17 protein-coding genes are annotated in these 23,595 nt (G+C 39.5%); 8 read left to right on the top strand and 9 right to left on the bottom strand.

Going from position 1 to position 23,595, the window contains the following annotated elements:
* Nucleotides 1-263: 263 nt before the first annotated feature.
* Nucleotides 264-1,472 carry a serine hydrolase domain-containing protein gene (locus JKG64_RS13280; protein WP_210354791.1) on the bottom strand — a complete coding sequence of 403 codons (1,209 nt, stop codon included), beginning with the start codon at nucleotides 1,470-1,472 and terminating at the stop codon, nucleotides 264-266.
* Between the two features lie 296 nt (nucleotides 1,473-1,768).
* Complete coding sequence (locus tag JKG64_RS13275) at nucleotides 1,769-2,737, bottom strand: helix-turn-helix domain-containing protein (RefSeq protein ID WP_210354790.1); 969 nt, start codon at nucleotides 2,735-2,737, stop codon at nucleotides 1,769-1,771.
* 179 nt (nucleotides 2,738-2,916) lie between these two features.
* On the opposite strand from JKG64_RS13275, the gene JKG64_RS13270 reads away from it, so the two are divergent.
* Genes JKG64_RS13270 through JKG64_RS13260 form a run of 3 tightly spaced genes read left to right on the top strand, consistent with a single transcriptional unit; the run spans nucleotide 2,917 to nucleotide 6,726 of the window.
* Nucleotides 2,917-5,037: a TonB-dependent receptor plug domain-containing protein gene (locus JKG64_RS13270; RefSeq protein WP_210354789.1), complete on the top strand. Its 2,121-nt coding sequence runs from the start codon at nucleotides 2,917-2,919 to the stop codon at nucleotides 5,035-5,037.
* Nucleotides 5,038-5,049: 12 nt separating this feature from the next.
* Nucleotides 5,050-6,291 carry a hypothetical protein gene (locus JKG64_RS13265; protein ID WP_210354788.1) on the top strand — a complete coding sequence of 414 codons (1,242 nt, stop codon included), beginning with the start codon at nucleotides 5,050-5,052 and terminating at the stop codon, nucleotides 6,289-6,291.
* Nucleotides 6,292-6,294: 3 nt separating this feature from the next.
* A complete protein-coding gene (locus JKG64_RS13260; protein WP_210354787.1) occupies nucleotides 6,295-6,726 on the top strand; it encodes a DoxX family membrane protein in 432 nt (143 codons plus the stop codon).
* 128 nt (nucleotides 6,727-6,854) lie between these two features.
* Here the strand turns inward: JKG64_RS13260 and JKG64_RS13255 are convergent, their stop codons facing one another.
* Nucleotides 6,855-7,607, bottom strand: coding sequence for a DUF4274 domain-containing protein (locus JKG64_RS13255; RefSeq protein WP_210354786.1), 753 nt, complete (start codon nucleotides 7,605-7,607; stop codon nucleotides 6,855-6,857).
* A gap of 603 nt (nucleotides 7,608-8,210) precedes the next feature.
* Between JKG64_RS13255 and JKG64_RS13250 the strand changes: the two genes are divergently transcribed.
* The gene (locus tag JKG64_RS13250) at nucleotides 8,211-9,485 is read left to right on the top strand and encodes a DEAD/DEAH box helicase (RefSeq protein ID WP_210354785.1); all 1,275 of its coding nucleotides are present in this window, start codon (nucleotides 8,211-8,213) and stop codon (nucleotides 9,483-9,485) included.
* Between the two features lie 25 nt (nucleotides 9,486-9,510).
* Here JKG64_RS13250 and JKG64_RS13245 read toward each other — a convergent pair whose 3' ends face one another.
* Genes JKG64_RS13245 through JKG64_RS13235 form a run of 3 tightly spaced genes read right to left on the bottom strand, consistent with a single transcriptional unit; the run spans nucleotide 9,511 to nucleotide 11,923 of the window.
* A complete protein-coding gene (locus tag JKG64_RS13245) occupies nucleotides 9,511-10,107 on the bottom strand; it encodes a phosphatase PAP2 family protein (RefSeq protein WP_210354784.1) in 597 nt (198 codons plus the stop codon).
* Nucleotides 10,108-10,164: 57 nt separating this feature from the next.
* Nucleotides 10,165-10,887: a LytR/AlgR family response regulator transcription factor gene (locus tag JKG64_RS13240; RefSeq protein ID WP_210354783.1), complete on the bottom strand. Its 723-nt coding sequence runs from the start codon at nucleotides 10,885-10,887 to the stop codon at nucleotides 10,165-10,167.
* Between the two features lie 7 nt (nucleotides 10,888-10,894).
* Nucleotides 10,895-11,923, bottom strand: coding sequence for a sensor histidine kinase (locus JKG64_RS13235; protein WP_210354782.1), 1,029 nt, complete (start codon nucleotides 11,921-11,923; stop codon nucleotides 10,895-10,897).
* Between the two features lie 232 nt (nucleotides 11,924-12,155).
* Between JKG64_RS13235 and JKG64_RS13230 the strand changes: the two genes are divergently transcribed.
* From JKG64_RS13230 to JKG64_RS13215, 4 genes are all read left to right on the top strand, one after another.
* Nucleotides 12,156-14,588 (top strand): outer membrane beta-barrel family protein, encoded by a 2,433-nt coding sequence (locus JKG64_RS13230; RefSeq protein ID WP_210354781.1) that lies wholly within the window; start codon nucleotides 12,156-12,158, stop codon nucleotides 14,586-14,588.
* A 102-nt stretch (nucleotides 14,589-14,690) separates the two neighbouring features.
* On the top strand, nucleotides 14,691-15,164 hold the full coding sequence (locus JKG64_RS13225; RefSeq protein WP_210354780.1) for an OsmC family protein: 474 nt from the start codon (nucleotides 14,691-14,693) through the stop codon (nucleotides 15,162-15,164).
* A gap of 153 nt (nucleotides 15,165-15,317) precedes the next feature.
* A complete protein-coding gene (locus JKG64_RS13220) occupies nucleotides 15,318-16,268 on the top strand; it encodes a hypothetical protein (RefSeq protein WP_210354779.1) in 951 nt (316 codons plus the stop codon).
* Between the two features lie 287 nt (nucleotides 16,269-16,555).
* Entirely contained in the window at nucleotides 16,556-17,038 is a 483-nt protein-coding gene (locus JKG64_RS13215) for a hypothetical protein (protein WP_210354778.1), read from the top strand.
* Between the two features lie 89 nt (nucleotides 17,039-17,127).
* Here the strand turns inward: JKG64_RS13215 and JKG64_RS13210 are convergent, their stop codons facing one another.
* The 3 genes from JKG64_RS13210 to JKG64_RS13200 all read right to left on the bottom strand — a co-directional run bounded on the left by JKG64_RS13210 (nucleotide 17,128) and on the right by JKG64_RS13200 (nucleotide 23,590).
* Nucleotides 17,128-20,622 (bottom strand): pyruvate carboxylase, encoded by a 3,495-nt coding sequence (locus JKG64_RS13210; protein ID WP_246512596.1) that lies wholly within the window; start codon nucleotides 20,620-20,622, stop codon nucleotides 17,128-17,130.
* A 363-nt stretch (nucleotides 20,623-20,985) separates the two neighbouring features.
* Nucleotides 20,986-21,828: a glycoside hydrolase family 16 protein gene (locus JKG64_RS13205; protein WP_210354777.1), complete on the bottom strand. Its 843-nt coding sequence runs from the start codon at nucleotides 21,826-21,828 to the stop codon at nucleotides 20,986-20,988.
* Between the two features lie 10 nt (nucleotides 21,829-21,838).
* Entirely contained in the window at nucleotides 21,839-23,590 is a 1,752-nt protein-coding gene (locus tag JKG64_RS13200) for a DUF4091 domain-containing protein (protein ID WP_246512595.1), read from the bottom strand.
* Between the last annotated feature and the right edge of the window lie 5 nt (nucleotides 23,591-23,595).

Here is a 23,595-nt window from a genome sequence, read left to right as displayed (position 1 = left end):
TGTACCTATTTTCTAGCGTTCATCAATGAGACGCTAGGAAATTCTTTTGTAAGCCATAGCAGCATCCGAGCAATCTGCTCTTGTCCACACTAGTTTTAAAACTAACCGACTCCACGTCCGAGTACAGAAAAGGTCTTGTTAACGCAATCAATTTCAGTCAACCTTCCATAAGGTAATGTGAACGATGGACAAGTAGAATGGTAGAATAGATATTAAGTCAAATCAAACAAATTATTCAAAAATTCCGTTCCTTAATAGCTCTATTAAAGCATTATTTTATAGTCTGATAGGGATTTCCATATTTCTTCTATTTCAGGCCATACATCTTCTCTAAAATCAGTATCGGTATTAACAAGTAGGATTTTTCCAACGTGGGTTGTAGGGTTAAAGTACATTGCTGTAAACACTCCCGGATCAGAACCGTTATGACCAATCATATCATTCTTGACTTTCAAAAATCCATCTCGAAATTCAATAAAAACTCCGTAATCTTCTACCTTTCCATTATCTATAAACCTCTTTTTTTCAAACAGCTTCTTGTAACTATCTGGACTCAGTAATTTCCCTGTTCCTCTATACCCATTTATTAGCTCAGATAAAAATAATCCAAGATCGTTGCTTGATGTTATGAATCCACCATCCGCATAGGTGATAAGAGAATATTCCGCTATCATTTTTTCATTATTAACAAACAATCTGGAACGTTTTGTACTATCGATATCAGTTGATGTCCAACCAGAATTACCCATCTTTAATGGAATCAAAATGTGCTGCTTGGTAAAGGTACGATAGTCCTCCCCCACAGCATGTTCTATGACCAAGGCACAAAGCGCCGCAGCTATATTGGAGTACTCACGCGTTTCTCCTGGTCTAGCGTTTATAAACATATTTTTTGTATACCATTTTCCTTTTTCACTAAGACAGTTCCCAATGAAATCCTGTAATGAGATATAGGTATCAGATGTATTGAAATAATCGTACACCCCTTCATCTTCACGGTGTGCATCTTTGCTTAAAACATAAGATTTAGCATAAACTTCATCGGGATCGGTAATGGATGAGGTATGGTATGCTAAATGCTTGATTAAAATTGGAGCTTCAGGATACTGCGGGTTGATTACTTCGAAAGGTAAGTATATATTAATAGGGTCATTAATATTCAACTTTCCTAATTCCTGAGCTTTGAGCAGGGCAATGCCTATCAATGTCTTTGATATCGAAGCTATATTCTGAATTGAGTTTGAGTCGTAGGGTTTATTCTGGTCCAGGTCTGCAAATCCAAATCCATTACTGTAAACAGGCCCATTCTCATTTACTATTGAAACAGAAAAGCCTTTAATAGCCTTTCTTTCGTAGGCAATCTCTAGACTTTTTGTTAGGGCATCATCTTTTCTAGCATTGTCCCTTTTTTGTGCGGCTGCACACGATATCAATAGGATAAAAAGGACGTGAATAGAAAGTAAATATTTCATTATTTTAAAATCAAAGGTTTTATCTGTACCGATACACCTATCGTTCTACAGATCAAGTACACTTATACTGTAGTTACTAATGTAGTTATTTTTCATGATTTTTTGAAAATAAGCAAATTTACCTTTCCTTCTCCTGAAATAATCTGGATATCCGAAGACTTAAAATGTAAACAGCTCTTCCTTAAACAGCTGATTCCCTTTTGGTAAAAAGAGTATCTCAGCTACGGAAGGGATTCGGCATTCCTTATGATGGCATGTTCATAGGAATAAATAGCAATTGATAGAATAATCGAGATCTACCTTCGTAATGTACTAGGCGAGTGTCCGAAGTATTTTTTGAATGCTGCACTAAAACTAGATACATTAATATACCCACATTGTTGGCTAATCTCATCGATAGACAATTCGGATTCATGGATATACTCCTTAGCTCTATTCATTCGGAGCTCTTGTAGATAACCGAATACCGTAGTACCAAAAAGATTTTTGAATCCAATCTTTAATTTCGTCTGGTTAATTCCTACTTTCTTGGCTAGTACCTCAATAGTAAAGGGGCGGTCAATATGATCACTTATAATCTTTTCAGCATGGCGAACACAGTCTATATCTCTATTTGACAGCTTAACATCCTTAAATCCTTTAGGCTCTTCAAAACAAAATGCTAGAATCTCCAACACCTTGGACTCCATATAAATATTCCGCATCAATCCCTCATAACGACAATTGTTTATCTCTTGACTTGCAAACCAGATTTTAGGATTCATCTTGATACTATTATTAGTCAAACCTGCACTGCGCCCCTGATCAATCTTATCTAAGAAAATATCCAAACTTCTATTCTCTCCTCTATACGCGAGTAGTGTAATTAGTGGAATATGAATATCGAAAGTCAGGTATTCTACATCTTTCTTAAAATAGATTTCCGATCTGCCATCATTAGGTGTGACATAGATCATATCACCTGTCATAGGAGCGACTTCTGGAGAGGGGTTAAAAGAGTTTTTATAACCTAGTGGTGATTGCGAAAGATTAAAATGAAGCTCTAAAAAAGGATTCTCCTCCGGGCAGTCTAACACCAAATCATCTTGAAACCGGTACTTTGCACTATAGATATGAAGGTCCTGTTTAATGGACTCTTCATATATCGCTACCCGACCATGCAAAGATTGATTAGAGGTACTCGTCCATAACGGTATATCCATATCCAAGCCCTTTTGTTGACTCATAGTCTGCATAAAATCGGAAGCATCAATCCTATAGCTCATAAATAAACCTTTTATAATAAATCTTTAATCCAAATTCGTAACAGACATCAGCACCATAGCGAATAGATTTGCACAAAAATACACTATTTAAAACTAATCTAAATAAAAAACTTATGTCGCGCTGTTTCTTTATCTATCTGTGTATGATTCTATCCATCCATTCGCATGCACAGCGATCTATGGAAAACACAATTCTGAAAAAAGACACCCTCAACCAGCTGCAAGAAGTGGTGATCCGCGGACAGTCTATCGAAGAAAAGTTACAGACATCGCCATTTTCGGTACAGGTCATCGATATGAAAGATCTATATCATAAAACCGGCGATATTGGTAACATACTAAATCATAGCGCAGGGGTCAAAGTAAGAAGCGATGGCAATATGGGATCAGCTGTACAGATCAATTTAGGTGGACTACAAGGGAAGGCCATTCGGATATTTAAGGATGGAATCCCAATAGAGCTGTATGGCCATGGATTCAATATCAGCACCATCCCAACAAACATGCTGGAACGTATTGAAATCTACAAAGGTGCTACTCCAGTATCGCTCTCTTCCGACGCCCTAGGTGGTGCTATCAATTTGGTAACCCGAAATCCAACCTCTGGCTTTGCAGAGGTTTCGTACGAACTGGCTTCTTTTAATACCCATCGCTCTACCGTAAATCTATTCACGAACAGCAAGGCGGTCCCATCTATGTATCTTGGTTTGAATTCGAGCTACAATTACAGCGATAATAGTTACAGAATCAATGCTCCTTTTGTCGAGAAGGAAACTGGTAAAAAGTATTTCAAACGCGTCAAGCGATTTCATGATGCAACCTCATCCTACTATGGTGAGCTATTCACAGGATTACAGGGCAAAAAATGGGCAGATGACATTAGACTATCCCTGATATTTTCCGATTTCAGGAAGGATATACAGAATGACAGCGAAATGGGGAAGGTATTTGGTCAGGCAAAAAGCCAAGAACAGAACTATAGCACCGTACTATCCTATAAAAAAGAGCTGCTAGATAACAAGTTAGCCATACAGTCATCGGTTAACTATAGCCATTTTCAAACCCATCTGCTGGACACTGCACATGTGCGCTATGACTGGAATGGCGATATTATCATGACTGAGCAGATAACAGGAGAAATAAACAAAGGAGGTAGTAATCAGCGGCTCCGATATGACCTGATTTCTACACGGATAAATGCCAGCTACCGTTTTGATAATAAACATCTTATTGAGTTGGGTGAATTATATTATCGGCAACGAAGAAAAGGTAGTGACCCTTTAGGGGCGGTATCGCCAGAGCATCGCATCGATGTACTGGCGATACCTGCGATATACCAAAAGAATATCGTCGCGTTAGGTACACGATCCCTTTGGTTTGACCAACGAATGGAGAGTATACTTGCGGTCAAACATTACAGCGGCAGGACTTCAGGCTTTACAACAGACAAATTCAACTTTGCATGGCAGGCTAACAAATCTGTAAACCAATGGGGGTATTTATCGGGTGTACGATGGAATGGCACGCAGTATTTAATGAAACTTTCCTACGAATATGCAACACGTCTACCGGATGAACTCGAGGTATTTGGTGACGGCATTCTCATAAAGGAAAACTTAGACCTTCAGCCCGAAAAAAGTCATAATGTACACCTCCACATACAATATGATTATACGAACAAGATCGGTAAAGGCATGATCGCATCCAACCTTTTCTACCGCAACTTACGCCATGCGATATTCCTACAACCAGATATTCCCTATAGTAGATACATTAATTTCCATCAAGTAGAGATCAAAGGCCTCGAGCTTGAGGTTGGCTACAATTTCAATAATTACCTGGACATTAACTTCAATGCGACGTACCAAGATATACGACGCATTAATGAGATGGAGGAGTTCAAAATATATGAAGGCTCACGAGTCCCTAATATTCCCTTCCTATTTGGTAATGTCGCGACCACAGGATATTTGCACAACCTTTTGAAAAAAGGAGACAGGCTGAGCCTACAGTGGAATCTAAACTACGTTCATCGCTTTTATCTAACGGATATTCCCAAGATACAAGAACCATCCCTATTTGGAGAAGCCACCCAAGTCGAGTCCAGTCTAATTATACCAAATGATGGGCGACTTGGACAATGGGTACAAGATGTAGGTATAGCTTATCGCCCTGCTAACCACAGATTCAATATCTCCTTTGAATGCCAAAATATGGGCAATACCAGAAGTTATGACAACTTCAACGTACAGAAACCAGGAAGATCATTCCACTTAAAAACTGCTTATCAAATTTTTTAACAATTTAATATCATGAGAAAGACCGCTTTCAAATCTACAGCTACGGCACTATTTGCCGCCTTACTACTATTTTCCTGTAAAACCGATGCCCCTGAGACCGATCCGGTCCCTAATGATCTTCCTAAAGACGAGACATGGGTAATATTCAATGGTACCGAAAAGTGGTCGGGAGGGATATACGCTTTAGGAGACAACAAGTCCCGCGAAATTAACCTTTCGGCTATCCCATTTTATCAACTGGGGTACTCAGCCGGTGGACGTATCGTAGACAACATTTTATACAAAAAAGATGGCCCTAATACCACAGATATCGGAATCTCAAAATATAAACTAGAGGCGGGTAGATTCGCTGCCAATGGGTTTATCGCAACGCCAAATAATAGCTACGAAACTAACTTTCTAGTCGTGAGTGCCACGGAGGGCTATTACTGGGATTTGTCAGCTGGGGGGCTGAAAATACAAAAATTTAACCCAGGTACGATGCAGCGTACAGGTGAAATTGACCTTACTTCCCTTTCAGATGGCAGCAGCTATGAAGCGGCAGGTCAATTAATATTAGCAAAAATAGACAATAAGCTTTTTGTCGATATACAACACGGACAGCGTACTTCGGCATGGCAGATCACCCCTAACGAAAAGAAGGTAGAAATTGCGATATATGATCTCACAAATAATAAAATAGAGACCGTAGCGACACATCCTGATGCCACCAATTTAGGCCTATTTGTAGACCATGTCTTATGGAGCATTGATGAAGTGACCAAAGATCTATATATAGTCGCTGTTGGTGATATGGTAACGCAAAAACCCGAATCTAAAATACTACGCATCAAGAAGGGAGAGACCAAATTTGATACAGGTTTTGAACTGAAGATATCGGACTATCAATACCCAACCGATTTCAATAGGATATTTGCCCATAACAATAAAATCTATACTACCATATCAAGTAGACCTACCTCCTACTACGGTGGAGGACAACACGGTGTAGGCTACCGGAAAGATATATGGTACTGGACCGAAATCGATGTCAATACCAAGAAAGCTACTCGATTGAACATGTTGCCAGACAACTTTTATTCCTACCAAAATCCCTTCCTACACAAGGGCAATATCTATTTTATTTCTAACAATACGACTGAAAACTTTGCTGGCGCTTACCAATATAATCCACAGAGCGGCGAGACCAAAGAGGCATTCCGTCTGAAAGGCAGCGGGCGTTTAATGGGTTTCAATATTATCGACAACAAATAGACTATGGATATACAACGCAAAATCATTGTATGCATCAGTTATATATTCCGGGCTTTCCTGGCTTATGTATATATCCCTCATGGTTATGAAAAACTGACAACAACGATCGATCCACAAGAGTATATTGATTTTGGCTTAGAAGGTAACTTTCTCGACTTCTATCTGATATGGGAACGGACGGGCTTCATCTGGGTGATAGGAGCGGCTCAATTAATTGGCGGTATTTTCCTCTTGTTTAGAAGAACATCGCTTTTTGGAAGTATATTCTTACTTCCGATCTCTGTAGGTATGTTCTTTAGCCATGTATACATCAGTCACGCTATGGATTTTTTGTATTTTGATTTGATCATACTTGTGCTTAACCTGTATTTGATAATGGAGCATTTTAAAGACCTCAGAAAGGTCTTTTTCAAACCGCAGAAATATTGGATATAGCGTATCTTTTCCTTTGATAAAAGCATCCACTTTTCGACCATACGTCCTCTTTAACAAGGACGTATGGTATATAAAACCACTTTTCTAACAAGTCCTATCTCCCTGAAAAATACAGGCACGCCTAGTGGCTAATTAATCTTCATAAACATGTAATCGGGAATATTCCACTTTATTGGGTTGACCTCTACATTGGGATCGTAGCTGAATACCTCTGGATAAACTTGTTGCTTCAGCTTTTGCTCAATAGATGCCAACAAAGGTCTAATAGACAACCAATCTTCGGCGTATAAGCTTAACGTAGAATAATGCTCTAGACGCCAATACATCATTAGCGCGATAGCCCTATCACAATAAGGATGCGCTATTACCTTTTCGTAGATCTCGAATTCCTTGTGTTTTAAAAACACCGCAATATTATAGAGCTCGATGGAACTATCACATCGTTGAATCTGATTTTTCAAATGATCACCAAACCAGTTATGCACTTCTTTTTCATCAAAATAAATATAAGGTTCCTCTCCTATAGCGGGTTGTAATACAATTTCTGGTATTTTCTCCGCGGCATCGATCTTTTCAGACGGATCGTATGCTATATCTGTTTTTAGATAAAAACCCTTCTCAAAATTATTGATAATGGTCCTTATCAAATCTAAGTCTTCATTGGTTCCTTTCTTACTCTTCCAACTGTAACGCACATATTCGTAAGGTGTGGTATTCCAAAAAATCATGAGTGCAGTAGCTTCGCTACAATACTTACTTTCAACTATCCATTGTTGGATATAGAAATAACAATGTTGCGCTAACTGATGCAGTTCTAGAGGCGTTTGTATTTTCTGAAACTCTTCAAATTCAAGATGTATGTACTCAGATTTACGTTGCATATTTTTGATTTGTGTGATCTTCGAAAGACCTGATTATTTATCAATAAGGCCAGGCCAGCAATTCAAAATTAAGAAAAATATGCTGTCCATTGTCATTCGTTCAACTTTTGAAAAAATTAAGAAGCTCTTCAGTTTCGCCTGTTATTAAAAAAGTTCGAAAGCCTCCATCCTGAGCTAATATGCTAAACTAAAACACCGAACAAATACTGGTTGTTTAAATAAAAACCGGAGATAAAGGTATTATTAAATACCTTTAGTACCTAAATCAAAGATTTATCTTAATATAATTCTGAACTACTCTGAAAATGCGGGAGATATCCAACCATCTCTCTCAGATAGCAAAGAGTTTCCGGAATAACTCTCCAAAAGGACTGATAGATCGACAGGTTATACTAATGATAAAAGGACAGTTCTGTACAACTGACCTCCCTATAAAAGCAATCACTGACCAGTTCAATTTTGAAGATACATCCTAATACCGCCTAGTATTTCAAGAAACAAATAACTATGACGCTAGCAGAATACAGGAAATAGATAAAGCAAGCATCTAGCAAATATATTTTAGTTAACTTTGTGGTTTCATATTCATTTAACAAATCAGCAGTGTCCTTAGATAAATTAAAGCTTAGTAAACGTCTATATCGATCCATGAATGATCTAGGCTATTTTACAGCAAAAGAATTTCAGCTACAAACCCTATCCCGCATTGTCGGTGGGCATAGTCTTATTGGTATTGCACCTGAAGGGGCTGGCAAGACGACCACTTATATACTTGGCGTATTGATGCGCTTGAAATATACACACGATGAAGCTCCTAAAGTATTGGTTTTAGCACCCAATGAAGAAAGAGTCAACGATATCGTAGAGCGTTTTAAAACTATTAGCGCCAATAAAGATCTCTACATCATGGGGCTGAAAGCGAGTGGTAGTATGGAAGATGAAATCATAGATTTAGTACGTGGTGTAGACATCGTTGTTGCAACGCCAAACCGTGCACGCGCTGTATATTTAAAGTTAGGGCTCAACTTAAACCGCATTCAAACCTTCATCATTGATGATGCAGAAGAGATCATAAAACAAGGGATGTCTACTCCGGTCCGTGAACTAGCGCAAAGCTGTGGCAAGGTGCAATATCTAGCTTTCAGTACAGTAGAACATGACAAGCTCCACCATATGATTGACGATTTCATGTCTTTGGCTACGCTGATTGAAATAGATGAACTCGGGGAGAAAACAATAGAGACACATGAGCTCATGCTTTATCATGTTCCCAATTTCACAACGAAGATCAACCTACTCAATCTTTTGATGCAGGACGAAGAGGTATTTGATAAAGTAGTTGTCTTTGTAAATAGCCGACTGACAGCACAAAAACTGAGTCAAAGTCTGCATGCAAAAAAAGGAGAAGTGACCGTATTGAATCCATTTTTTCATGATGACGCTGGTATTGACGACATTAATGACTTCAAACAGATTCCAGAATGTCGGATCCTTATTGTAGCTAATGAAGGGACCACAGATATCGATCTGAGTGGAATTCCATTTATTTTTCATTTCGAGATCCCTGAGAGTGGAGACATCTTTATGGAACATGTTGCAAAGAGAAATGATGAGGATGTCATTGCCATAACTTTTGCTACTGATCTAGAACTCCCAGAAGTCAAAAAACTGGAACAATCCCTAGGAGAAAGAATTCCAGTTGTACCACTTCCTGATGAACTAATCATCTATCGCCCATCTAACACTCCAAAAAGTAAAGATAAAATAGATGACTCTCAAGGTGGAGCTTTTCACCAGAAAAAAGAAAGTAACAGCAAAACATATAATTACGGTGGCGGGGCGAAAGCCAAGATGACCATGAAAAATAAAAAAAGGTAGGCTTTAAGCCTACCTTTTTTTAGACCTATTTACGGATCCAATGGATCCCTGTTGCCACTCCACTACCTAACAAAGCTCCTGCAGCTATATCCGAAGGATAATGTACACCGAGATACATTCTAGAGTATGCTACACTAGAAGACCATAAAAGAGAAGGACCTATTACGTACCACTTAGGATAGGCTTGTGATAGCGAGACTGCATTAGAGAAGGCGGAGGAGGTATGTCCCGAAGGGAATGAATAACCACTAGCCTGGGTCACTGCGACAAAATTATTATATTTCCGAAAAGGTCGCTTTCGTTTGAACAGTTGTTTCAGTCCATAATTAACAACAGCAGTAACTGCGGTACTCGTACCTATATATAAGGCATCCTGACGCATCGTTTTGTCTCCATTTATTGCTCCAACAGCAAACAAACCAATGGGTATGCCAATATTTACATAATTATTGGCATCCGAAATAGTTCGAAATACACGACTTTTTCCATCCGTACGTGTGTTTGCGATATTCCTCAAAGTAGTAATATCAAAATTCTCTTGAGGCGAAACTTCCTGTGCAATTCCCTCACTACTATAAGTAAACCAACAAAAAAGGATTATAAAATATCTTTTCCAATGCATAATCAAGTATTCAGGATAGAAATATAAACATTTATATACAAAGAAGCTAGTTCGCTACTATAATTGAAAGGCTTCTAGCAGTTCACGCTTATAGGTATTACCAATTGGGAGAATAGTACCGTTGCCTAATTCAAGTTGTCCACCAGAGATCTTTCTAATCCTATTTAGCGAAACAATATGAGATTTGTGTATACGAATAAAAAGTTTTTTATCCAACTTCTGCTCTATCTCCGAGGTGGTAATCGCACTCAGATAATGACCTTCATCGGTAAAGACCTTGACATAATTACCCCAGCTTTGAACATGCACGATATCACGTAACAAGACTTTAATAATATCACCATCTACTTTTAGAATTAAGGAAGCAACCTCAGGTACCTGTGCGCTATCTTTAACTTCTGAGAGGCCAGCAATACTTCTAAACCGGTTAAAGACATTGTCCATAGCTGCCATAAACCTAGCCGTATCAAATGGTTTTACCAAGTAGTCTACCACACGATACTCATAACTCTCGAGCGCATACTCAGTGTAGGCCGTGGTTAAGATGACAAGTGGAGGATTATTCAGTGCTTTCAACATCTGCAACCCCGTCATTCCGGGCATATTGATATCTAAAAAAATCAAATCAACGGGATTTCGATACATATAATCCATCGCCTCTACCGGATTATAAAAAGATGCTTCTAATTGTAACTTCTTCAGATCTTTAATATAATACCGAAGAACCAGGTGCGCTCCTTCCTCATCGTCAATAATAATACATTTGAGAACCTTACCCATGACTCTATTATTCTAAATTCAACACCAATAATGTGGTATGCATCTGCTCCTCTGGGATGATCTCTAACGTATAACCACGCCCATATAGTAACTCCAGCCGTTGCCTGATATTCTGTAAACCTATCCCTGTAGAACGAGCCTTTAAATTTTTATCTGGAATCGAATTCTGTACATTTACGGCTAATATACCTTTTTTAAGCTTTACTTCTATTTTCACGAACCACCTCCGTTGGGTCGTAATACTATGTTTAAATGCATTTTCTATTAATGTGATGAGTAACAGTGGCGCTATACGGACATAGGAAGCCACTCCCCCCTCATCATCGACCGTATATTCGATATCACAGCGATTACCGACCCGTTCCTTTTCCATAGCAATGTAATTGCTTATAAAGGTAAACTCCTCCTCTAGCGTCACCGTCTCCTTGTTTGCATTTTCCAATTGATACCGCATCAGTTCGGAAAGCTTCAGGATAAGCTCCGGGGTCCTCGATGGTTCAGTCAGACTCACACCATAGAGATTATTGAACATATTAAAGAAAAAGTGAGGATTCAACTGCGCATGTAAATACTTAATATTCATCTCGCTCAACCTAAGTTGTGCTTCATTTCGTTTTCGTACCTCGTTTGAATACTTGCGGATTAGAAATAAGGATAATATCGCAGATGTACTGATAAGGCATAACACTATAAAATAGACAAAAACTTCCAATAAAGTAACTTCGCCCGAAAGATAAGATGTGGGATCTATCCAATAATAGTCGACTGCCAACAATAATCCTGCACCAAAAAGTGTCGATAAAATAGCTCCACAGGAATAGGCTACATATTTTTTGGAAATCAATAAAGGAAATACAAAATAACGATGTAAAAGAGCCTGTCCGTACAACAATGTAAAGAAAACGAAGATCTTGATAAATTCAACCTTGGTAAAAGGTCTCATCATATCAGGGAGCATTGTCAGTATAAATATGGCACTGAAGAAAATACTTTCCTCCAGATACCCCCTCATATGCCATTTCTCTTTCTTAATCATTAACCTGACCTCTCTCTGTTATGCAAAAATACAACCTAGCCTATGTAATATACAAAAAACATGACGAAGTAAGTTCGACATGAGAATAAGGCCATTGCTCATTTAAATTCTAAAAAGACAGGGAAGTCTGCATTTCTTTGTCCTTCAATTAAGGTTGCCTACTATTAGCCGATGATCTGAAAGGTTAGGGCTTGTATAGGAGAATAGGAAATTTAAATAAGGTCATATTTTTATGTATACAACAATAAAATTTCACATCACCCTCTGTTTCATCCTACTGATGGCAAATCAATCTTTTGCACAAAATGCAATAAAGGGTAAAATCGTAGATGAAAACAACATGGCATTACCCGGTGCAACTATCTTACTCATAAACAATTCCGACTCTACCGAAAAACAACTGCACATCTCAGACGCTAATGGAAGTTTTGTATTCAACAGTAAGGATAAGTCGCCGTATCGGATAGAAGTGTCTTTTATTAATTACAAAAAGCTTATTTATACTATCGAGAGTAAGGAAACCGTTGCTAAGGAACTATTGTTAAAAATGTTTCCTGAGGAGACACTTCTTTCGACCGTTACCGTAATGGGCAAGAAAAAAGCGCTTTCAGTAAAAGGTGGTAAAACAACAATGACCGTTGAAAATAGCCCTTTGGCACAAAGTCAGTCGGCCTTTGATCTGTTGAAAAATCTACCAGGAGTCAACGTAGGAAAAGATGGAGATATTAAAATAAAAGGAAAGGCGGGTGTCGTCGTTATGATCGATGGTGAACCTGTAGAAATGGGAGACAGCCAGCTAAAGAACCTATTGAAAGCCACCCCTGGCACCACATTGAAGAGTATCGAAATCATGAACCATCCCCCCGCCAGTATGGATGCCAGTGGCAATGCCGGGGTCATTAACTTTACCTTTAAGAAAAATGCAAAACAAGGGACCAATGGAACCTTCTCTTCGGGCATTGGCTATGGCAAATATGTTAAGACAGACCATAGCTTATCGCTAGCTCATGGCACTGAAAAATGGAACTTCAATGCACTATATGCCTACGACTATGATCATAGCTGGGAAAAAGAAACCGTATTTAGAAGAACTGAAATTAACAATGATTATGTAGACATCAACCAACTACAACTGAATCCCGAAAAATCAAAAGGGCATTTAGCCAAATTTGGCGTAGATCGAATTTTTGATGGAAAAAATACGCTCGGTGTACAACTCACCTACAACAATATATGGAATCCTACAAAGGGTAATACAACCACCTCTATAGCTCGTCCCTCAAGTGTGGAGACGACACATCAGGAGAATATTCTATCCAACAAAATCAATAATTGGGATGGAATCCTAAAATACCAACACAAGTTTAATGATGACAAGTTATTAAAATCATCATTTCAAGTTACCGTGCTGGATCTGCAAAGTAAAGACAACCGAATCATAAAACAGGACCTTTTGCTACAGAATAAGCCTGAATCCTCCGAGCAAAGAAGTGTCTACCCGATCAAGGTCAACAAATTCACCTTTAAGGTGGACTACTCAGAAAAACTATCCGAGAGTTGGAAATTCGAAACAGGCTTCAAAAGCAACTACACTAAGATTAACAGCTCTCAAAAATCCGAACAGTATTCAGGCGGGACTTGGTCCGAAGATCCTCTACACCAAAACAACTTTCAATACAAAGAAGCGATACAGTCTGCCTACGGATTATTTGAAATGAATAAGGAAAAGTGGCATATGCGCGGGGGACTACGTGGTGAATTGACAACTATTAAAGGTCAATCGGCTTCAGAAAAATCCTTGGTCAATCAGAACTACCTTTCTCTCTTTCCCGATCTAGAGATTGGTTACAAACCTAACGAGAGCTACAATGTTACATTAAACTATAATAGGCGTGTTGACAGACCAGACTACGATCAGCTGAACCCATCGGTAAAATACTTAGATATTTATACCATAGAAAAGGGTAATCCGAATCTGGCACCGCAGTTTTCAAACAACATAGAGCTCAACCAACAGCTATTTCAGTTTATTGATATCGCTGTGGAATATAGCCGTTTAAAAAATCCGATCTATTACAGTCTAAATACAGACGATCCCATTGCATCCTATTACACCAATATCAATACAGACTCACAAAATCGATGGTCGGCATCACTGTCTTTCCCAATTCCTGGTGTAAGATGGTGGGAAAACTATCAAAGTGTATATGTATACACGACAGCATACAACATCTCTTCGGGTGAGAATCAGCTAAAGGAAAAAGGTAAAAGTCTAGGTTTATATTCTTTCAATAGTTTTAAACTCCCCTACAAAGTAAATATGGAGATTACGGGCTGGTATGAGAATGGTGGTCTTTATTCAAACTTTAGATATCGACCTATGGCAGAAGTCAATATCGGTGTAAACCGAAAATTCATTAGTGATAAGCTCAGTGTCGGTATTTCTGCATCAGACTTATTCTACAATAGTATTTTTAAAGCAAACATTGTCTCTTCAAAGGACGAGATCTATAACCTCGACTCTAGATCAGACTCTCGGATATTTAAACTGAACCTGAGCTGGACATTCGGAGGAAAGACAAAAGAAAAAGCGGACGTACAGTTTGATAAGAATGATAATCATCACTTTCCAACAAATAGATCCCGGGTGAATATTAAACCTTAATGCTATTCGACAAACATTGTCAAAAAAAGACAACTGGCCTATGAAAAAGCGTCTAAAAAGCATTATGTTAGCGTCAACAATATTCTAAAACGGATAATTACAATGAAAGAGCATAGGTATCAGTCAACAGTTGAGTGGACAGGGAACAGTGGATCAGGAACCGATCATTATAAAAACTACGAAAGAAGCCATCATATCATTATCTCCGGAAAACCCGTGTTAGATGGATCTTCTGACCCTGCGTTTCGCGGGGATAAAAGCAAACATAACCCCGAAGATCTGTTAGTAGCATCGCTATCTTCTTGCCATATGCTGTGGTACCTACATTTTTGTTCGGCCAATGGTATCATCGTGGAGAAATATTGGGATACAGCTGAAGGCATCATGCTAGAACAAGAAGATGGAAAAGGCCGCTTTAATGAGGTCCTATTAAATCCGAATGTCGAGGTCAGGAACGAGCAAATGATACCGTTGGCGATAGAACTCCATAAAAAAGCGGGCGAATATTGTTTTATCGCTAATTCCGTTAATTTCCCGGTTTTGGTTCACCCAGTAGTAACCGTAGAAAGCAATTAGAATTATTCCCTTTGGATAGTATTAAATCTTGCAGGTGAAGCATATGCTATCAAACACATGCTAATCATAAGCTCTAGCTTTTTTATATTTTAGCTTTTAAAAATAGCTGCATTGAGAAAATCGACATATTAATGCATACAACAGAAGGACTCCATGACATTAGAACTTGTTAAAAAATTTGAGCAGATAAATCCCATTCTAACCGCAACGACTTTAGATGAAAACACCGCAGTTTTCTTGTCCTATAACGAAGAAAGCATGTATTATCAGCTCTTGCTTGTATCTGAAAGCACCTATAAAATAATACACCTGGACTACAAGGAAAAACACTATAGTCTTGAAAATCATCCGGTGCTATTTTCTATTGATAAACATTTCGGATGGATTAAAAATCAAAATGAGCTCCTATTATATTCCTATGAAAATCAGGCATTCGAATCCATTCAAATCGGAAACTCGCCTATACTTCCCAAAAGATTTAATCTAACATGGAGAGTACCAATAAGCGATAGTTCAGTATTGCCCGTATGCTTCAACGGAGATGGCATTAATCACGATACTAGATACCTGGCTTTCCTCGCTGTGGATATCATCAAGAAACAAGCTCACTGGGAGAGCTGGACATCACTCGAAACAACAGAATTCGCCCATCATCAAGACAATACCTATCCTCCTAAAATAGACACAGCAATGTGGAAGGAAGATGGGCTCTATGTCTTTAGCTCAGGTGGGCAAATCACTTCTGTCAATAAATGGGGAATGGATTATTATGCGTTCGCAAAGGGTAATAGAAATGGGGCCATAGAGAAAATTCTCTTTGACAGTGGCAATCTACAGGCGATAAACAGTAAGAAGCAGGGAGTTAATGGTCTATTCAGCAATTCGAAAAAATATTTATTGCTCACCCCTATTTTCAAAAATGACCAATGGAAAGGCAAACAACATATCTTAAACCTGGAATCAAATGAAATCTCTGAAATAGCTTTTCCCCGGGGATTTGGAAAATTTCCTCAAATCATACAGCATTTTGGAAATCATTTCTGGGTATATTTGAGGGACACCAAGGAACTAGCTATCTGCAAGATAGAAACATCAACCCATTAAATCCCAGAACAATTAAGCTATTAGTTACGGAGATACAAACAGGTAGGTTACAATAAAATTATTTTATTTTTTGTCCTTTACAACTGATTTTTGTAGATTGCCGACGCACATGAAAAGACAGGCACTAAATATTATTTTCTCTTCGTTCAACGTCGTTGTAGTCGCTGTCTGTGTCGTCATTTTAACCAAAATGGGAGGAATAATTACTATTTAATATTTTTAAAACAAATCTATATAGCAAGCCTCCCATAACAATGGGAGGCTTTTTTTATTATTAAAAAAGCACTATGACCAGTAAACTATTCAACATCAGCTGTAAATCGAACAATGAAACCCTAGTAAAACTCTTACTATACGTTTCCAAAACAGACCACAACATTTGTAACATCTCCCAGTCTTCGACAGATGTTCAAGATGTAAAGCTAATTACTCTTGAGCTGGAGATAGACGCACGTTCTATTGATGCATTTATTAAACAAGTACTAGAACTCGATGGGGTACTAGATGTTGCTGTTTCATTTGGATCTGTACTTCATATTGCGACCTATCAGATGAAATACAATTCAAGTAATATGGATATGCTAAATCTAATAAAACCCCATAATACCCAAATCATTAATATCGAAGCAGACCAATTATTAATCGTACATATCGCATCAGAAAGAGATATTCGATTACTGTACAATAAATTGGATAATGACTCGCTACTGAGCTTTTGTCAGCAACCTATCGCTATAGGTCAGTCCCTTTCCTGGGATAATGTGGGGTAGTATCATTGGTAGGTGTCCGTACAAACCATTGTCGGTACGGACACTACAATCATCTAAAAGCTTAATGTAATCTAATGAGCACTAAACGATCATTCCATCAGAATAATCAAATCATTGGTATCGACCATAGTGCCTGACTGGAGAGTGACCTTTTTCACTTTTCCACCAGAGACAGCACAGACTGTTGATTCCATCTTCATTGCTTCTATTACAAATAATGGAGCGTCTTCGGCCACAATATCACCTTCTTTAACATGAACCTTCGATAACATACCCCGCAATGGTGAACCAACCTGATTCGAATCACTCAGGTCACATTTTTCATGCAGCTTCTTCTCTGTATGAACAGAACGATCCACAACATCTATATTTCGGGTCTGTCCATTAAGTTTAAAAAACACGGTCCTTCTTCCATCATCATCCGCGGGACTAATAGACAACAGTCTTACCAACAAAGTTTTCCCTCTAGCGATATCGATGGTAGTTTCTTGTCCTATCTCCATGCCGTACAGAAAAATTGGGGTGGATATCAGTGATACATCTCCATATTTTCGATAAGCATCTAAATAATCTAGAAATACTTTGGGATAAAACTTGTAGCTGAGGTAATCCGTTATGGAAAGATCCTCACCGTGCATGGAGCGGAATTCCGCAAAATCACCTTCAACATCCAACGGTGGCAAATGTTTATTAGGCCTTTCTGTACTTGCTGGCTGTCCTTTTAAAACAATCTGTTGTATTTTGGATGGGAAGCCTCCTTCTGGCTGACCAATATCTCCTTTAAAAAAAGAAATAACCGAATCCGGAAATGAAAGCGTTTCTCCTTTAGAAAGTATATCTTCGGGCTGTAGGTCATTGGAAACCATAAACTGTGCCATATCTCCTACCACTTTGGAACTAGGTGTCACCTTCACGATATCGCCAAATAGAATATTAGCTTCAGCATATGCCTTCTTAATCTCAGGAATACGTTCCCCTAACCCTAAAGCTGTTGCCTGCTGCCGCAGATTCGAATACTGCCCGCCCGGAATCTCATGCTGATAAACCTCTGCTGAACCTGCACTCATACCAGACTCAAAAGGGACATAATACTTACGCACAGATTCCCAATAGTCGCTGTACTCTTGTAGACTCTGTGCATCGTAAGTTAGTTCACGATCTTGAAAACGCATCATCTCTACCATAGCATTGAAATTAGGCTGTGAGGTAAGTCCCGATAATGCACCTAAGGCACAATCTACGACATCAACACCTGCCTCGACCGCCTTTAAATAGGTCGCTGCCTGCACAGATGATGTATCATGTGTATGCAGATGTATCGGAATAGTGACTGTATCCTTTAACGCCGTAATCAATTCCTGAGCGGCGTAAGGCTTCAATAATCCCGACATATCTTTTATCGCCAACATATGCGCGCCTGCATTTTCAAGATCCTTAGCAAGTCGCAGATAATAGTTTAAGGTATACTTACTTCGCTGGGGATTTAATATATCTCCCGTATAGCACAAGGCCCCTTCTGCAATACCTCCTGTCCGCTTTCGCACCATGTCGATACAGGGCGCTATATTCTCCATCCAGTTTAGAGAATCAAAGACTCGAAAAATATCTACGCCTGTTTCCCAACTCTTCTCTACAAATGAAGCAATCAAATTATCAGGATAAGCCGAGTAACCAACACCATTGCATCCACGTATCAGCATTTGTAAAAGAATATTGGGAATTGCCTTTCTGAGTTTTGCCAAACGTTCCCAAGGGTCTTCAAGCTGAAAACGTAGCGCAACATCAAATGTCGCTCCGCCCCACACTTCCATACTAAATGTCTGCGGATGTGCCTTAGCAAACCCTTCAGCAACCTTCAGCATATCGTAACTCCGTACCCGTGTTGCCAATAACGATTGATGTGCATCCCGAAAAGTGGTATCCGTATATTGGATAGCTTTTTCTTCTTTCAGCCAACGGCATAATCCATCTGCACCAAGTTCGTTCAACCGATCCTTAGATCCATAAGGAAAAGTCGAATTTACATCATATATCGGCACAACAGGTTTCTCTAAGTTCGTAGGTTTTTCGCTATTTACATCAGGGTTTCCATTGACCGAAATATCTGCCAAGAAAGAAAGCAGTTTCGTCCCCCGATCCAAGCGTTTAGATGGTCTGAACAGTTGTGGATTAGAAGCTAAGAATCCAACGTTAACCTGTCCAGCTAAAAAAACAGGGTGCGTCACCAAGTTCTCTAAGAAATCGATATTATTTTTTACACCTCTAATTCGGAACTCCCGCAATGCCCTATCCATACGATAAGCGGCCTCTTCCAAACTCTTGCCGTGTGTACTCACTTTGACCAACATCGAGTCGAAGAAAGGACTTACCTTCATTCCGGGATAAGCGCTCCCCTCGTCGAGTCTAACTCCAAACCCAGCAGCATTACGATAAGTGACTATGGTACCATAATCTGGGCGAAAGTCGTCCACAGGATCTTCTGTAGTAATCCTACATTGTATTGCAAACCCGTTAGTTTTAATTGCTTTTTGATCTGACAGAGTCAATGATGCATCAGATAATGCATAGTCAGAAGCAATATACAGCTGTGTGCGAATAAGGTCTACCCCTGTTATCATTTCAGTAATAGTATGTTCGACCTGTATGCGCGGATTGACTTCAATAAAATAAATCTGCTCCTCACTATCGACCAAAAACTCTACTGTCCCCACGTTATCATAGTCGGCCAAACGGGCAATAGCAGTAGCATATTGGTAAAGTAGATTTTTAGTCTGCTGCAGAAGATTGCTTGCAGGTGCTACCTCGACAACTTTTTGGAAGCGACGCTGTACAGAACAATCTCTTTCATAAAGATGGACGACATTACCATGTCGGTCTGCTACGATCTGAACTTCAATATGACGAGGATTCTCGATATATTTCTCCAAAAAGACCGTACCATCACCAAAGGCATTAAGAGCTTCCTGTTGCGCACTAAAAAAGGCCGTTTCCAGTTCTTCAGCACTGCGTACAATACGCATACCACGTCCACCACCTCCAGCTGACGCCTTAAGGATGACCGGATATCCGATACGGGCTGCTTCCAACAGTGTCCTAGAAATGTCTGATAATACGCCACGACTGCTTTCGATAATAGGGACATTGGCTTCTAAAGCAACCTCTTTTGAACGTACTTTATCACCCAGCATTTCCATAACCTGAGGGGAAGGCCCTATAAAAAGAATGCCTTCCTCTGCGCAGCGTCGGGCAAATTGTGGGTTTTCAGAAAGAAATCCGTACCCGGGATGGATCGCATCTGCTCCACACGATTTGGCTGTACGTACAATCCCCTCTATGTCCAGATAAGGTTTTAATGGCTCCTCATCCCCTCCAATCTGATAGGCCTCATCAGCCTTGTACCGATGTAGGGAATACCTATCCTCATAGGTGAAGATAGCGACTGTTGCAATACTCAATTCATTGCATGCCCGACTAATACGGATGGCAATCTCTCCGCGATTAGCAATAAGCACTTTTTTGATGTTCATGATATCTGTTAAGTTTAAAATGGTGTCTTTCTCATAATTCCCTTCCAAATCGAACATCTATTTAGAAGAGATATTTACATCTCCAGCCCACAAGGCCCGGACAATAAATATTATTGCAAAATTGAAGACTATTGACACAATTCTCAACAACAAGATCAAAATTCAATAAAACAACAACAAATAACCCGACATCACCGAATAAAAAACAGATGTAAACACTAATAATTGAATAAAATTGAAAAAAGATTCAATACCATCTAATCAGACCTCGTTATCAACACCTTATATTTAGTTTTTTATCCAACTACCAAATGATTTATTTTTGCCCAACGTTTTAAAAGTAACGAGAATGACAAAAAAGTACTATATGCACTGCAACTCGACAGGCAGACCAGCTTCTTGATTACGCCTGTTTCTTTACTACTGATATACTTTTACCCAATCAACTTCCATCACAACGGGCAACTGACTCCGGTCGACCTTGCCCACCCAACTACCTCCAAGCTGCTGATCAATTAAAATAAAAAATGGTTGGTCATAAGGCCATTGAGAAGAATCAACGCCCTGGAGACGGGGATAGGTAAAGGTGTCTTTTCCATTCAGCTGAAACACGATACGATCTGGATACCAACTTATGCCATACACATTATAGGCTCCTGCATCAATCACGGCAGTTCCAGAATGTGGTGGTTTTGTCTTCTCACCCAGGTCCAGCGTGTAATAAGAATGAGTCGTCTGATAAATGATCTTATCAAAGTTCAGGTGTTCCATAATATCTATTTCTCCATTTTTGGGATACTTGCCATACTTATCCAGCTCTGCCAACATCCACATAGCAGGCCAGGCTCCTTGAGCGCTCCCAAGTTTGGCGCGGATTTCAATCCGACCATATTGAAAAGCAAATTTACCCTTACTCCAGATGCCTCCCGTAATAAAAGGACGTTTATCTCTTAGGGTATCAGGATTATTGATTCCAAGAAGATGCAATTGTCCGTCTTTTAGTTCAAAACACCTATCATCAGTACTCATATGTCTGTTCCAATCTGCTGTTCCGGCAGGTATCCTACTCCATCTATTCGTATCCAATGTACTTTCGTTAAAGTCATCTTTCCAAATCAATTTCCACTTTTTTTCCGCACGTCCCTCCTTTTGAATATAGATCTGCGGGTGCTCTGTCAGTCTATTGGATACAGAGCAGGATCCTAAGAGTATGCTAATTCCTCCTAATATACAACGGGAAATCTGTCCTAGTTTTATGTGCATATCTGTTTACTTAATTCAACAAAGCTTTAGCTTGGTTAAGATCTTCGTTCCATGTCTCGGTACGTTTCGGATTGTCTAACTTTTGGATCAAAGCGTCCAGTTTTGTCAGCTTATCCTGCTCCTTAGCATCCGTCCATTTCTTACGCAATACCCGTACTTTTTCATAATCCTGAATACCTTCCAGCATGCGTTCAAAGCGTATCGAGCTTCTATTCTGAGGATATACTACATAAGTATCTCCAGCAGGCCAGGTTCGGAATCGGGAATCTTGCAATGGAGTTTCAACCCAGGAATTATAGGCCCAATGTAATACGCCATCAAAACCTGCCGCTAAAGCATACCAGGCAAGATAGGTCGACTCGGCAGGATCAGAAAACGTAAACTGATTAGGAAAAGAATTGCCACAATAGACATAAAATGTACTATTCAATCCCATGGCCCTTCGGTTGATAAGATCCTCTTTTGAGAAGGGATGCCCCGAAGCAATACTAATGTCTTTACTATCCGGAAATTTTTTGTACGTCTTTTGATTGTCCGCATACGAAACGCCCAATTCTGGGGCAATCTTCTTCAACAAGGCGAAGGCTGCTTCCATCTGATCCGCCTCTCGCTCATCCATCGCAATATTAGTAATAGACAGCCACCCCTTTGCTTTCAGATGAGTAGAAAAATCAGTAAGAAATGGCGCCCACATTTCTTCGAAAACAGCAGTCCCAGGCTTCGCCTCCACATCAACAAATTTGCCTGTGGCTTCATCTTTATAATGAATCATGTTATTCCATGGAATAATAGAGTAACAATTGATCATTTTTTTTACACCAAGATCCATCATAAGCGTAACCCATCGATCAAAGACCGTGTAATCATACTGCCAAGATCCATCTGTTTTCTTCTTCCAGATAATCATATCCGCGTACGGATCTAGCGTCTGTACATTCCATGGATCTTTGTTAAGTGTCGTTGTGATCACCTTTTGTCCTGCATCTGCGAGGCGTTTCATCACAGGCTTCAATGCTGAAAAATGTGCATCTGACCACATCGTCAATCCTTCGACACGTGCTACTGCCGATGGATGTTGCCATTGATCCAGATGAAATGTCCATTGACTGACTTCGGGCAACAATTCATTTACTACTTCCAATTCCAATGTCAGTGTCTCTATTTTCTTCTCTCCAGATTTAACAGTGACTGTAGTACTGTATATTCCACTTTCACTATTTCGAGGGATATCCACTGTAACCCACACCGGGCGCACTTCTTTACCTTTGATATCATAGCTATCCAAGTCATCCAGCATATCTGGTGACAATGAAGCCGCAAAATCTTTTGGCTTACGGTAGCCACAACCAGGGCCATATTCATCAGTCATCACATAGCGCACAAAGCGTGCTTGTGCTACATTACTTTTAATTTCATAACGTTTTGACGAACGGAAATCTCCAATCTCTAAAGAGACATTTTTTACCCCTGTCTTCGACCATAAAAGAAGCTGTGCAGAGACACGCTCACCCTTCCATCCTTTAACGAACATTTTCTTTCGCATGGACACCTGAGGCGCTAAAGACCGCGCATAGCGCTTATCTATCGAGACAAAAGAACTGTTAAGTCCTGCGTTTACAGTAGACCAGTCAGAAAGTGTGTCTGCCGTCGGATCTGCCATCTCCAAAAATGGTCTGCCTTTAGCAATGATTTGAGCCTGTATTGCGCCACTTTGTCCCCACAATAGAAGTCCCGCCATTCCTAGTTTTACTAAAGTATTCAAAATAT

The organism is Sphingobacterium tabacisoli, from assembly GCF_017908035.1.
Classification (GTDB): domain Bacteria; phylum Bacteroidota; class Bacteroidia; order Sphingobacteriales; family Sphingobacteriaceae; genus Sphingobacterium; species Sphingobacterium tabacisoli.
This window is presented reverse-complemented; position numbering and strand designations above follow the sequence as displayed.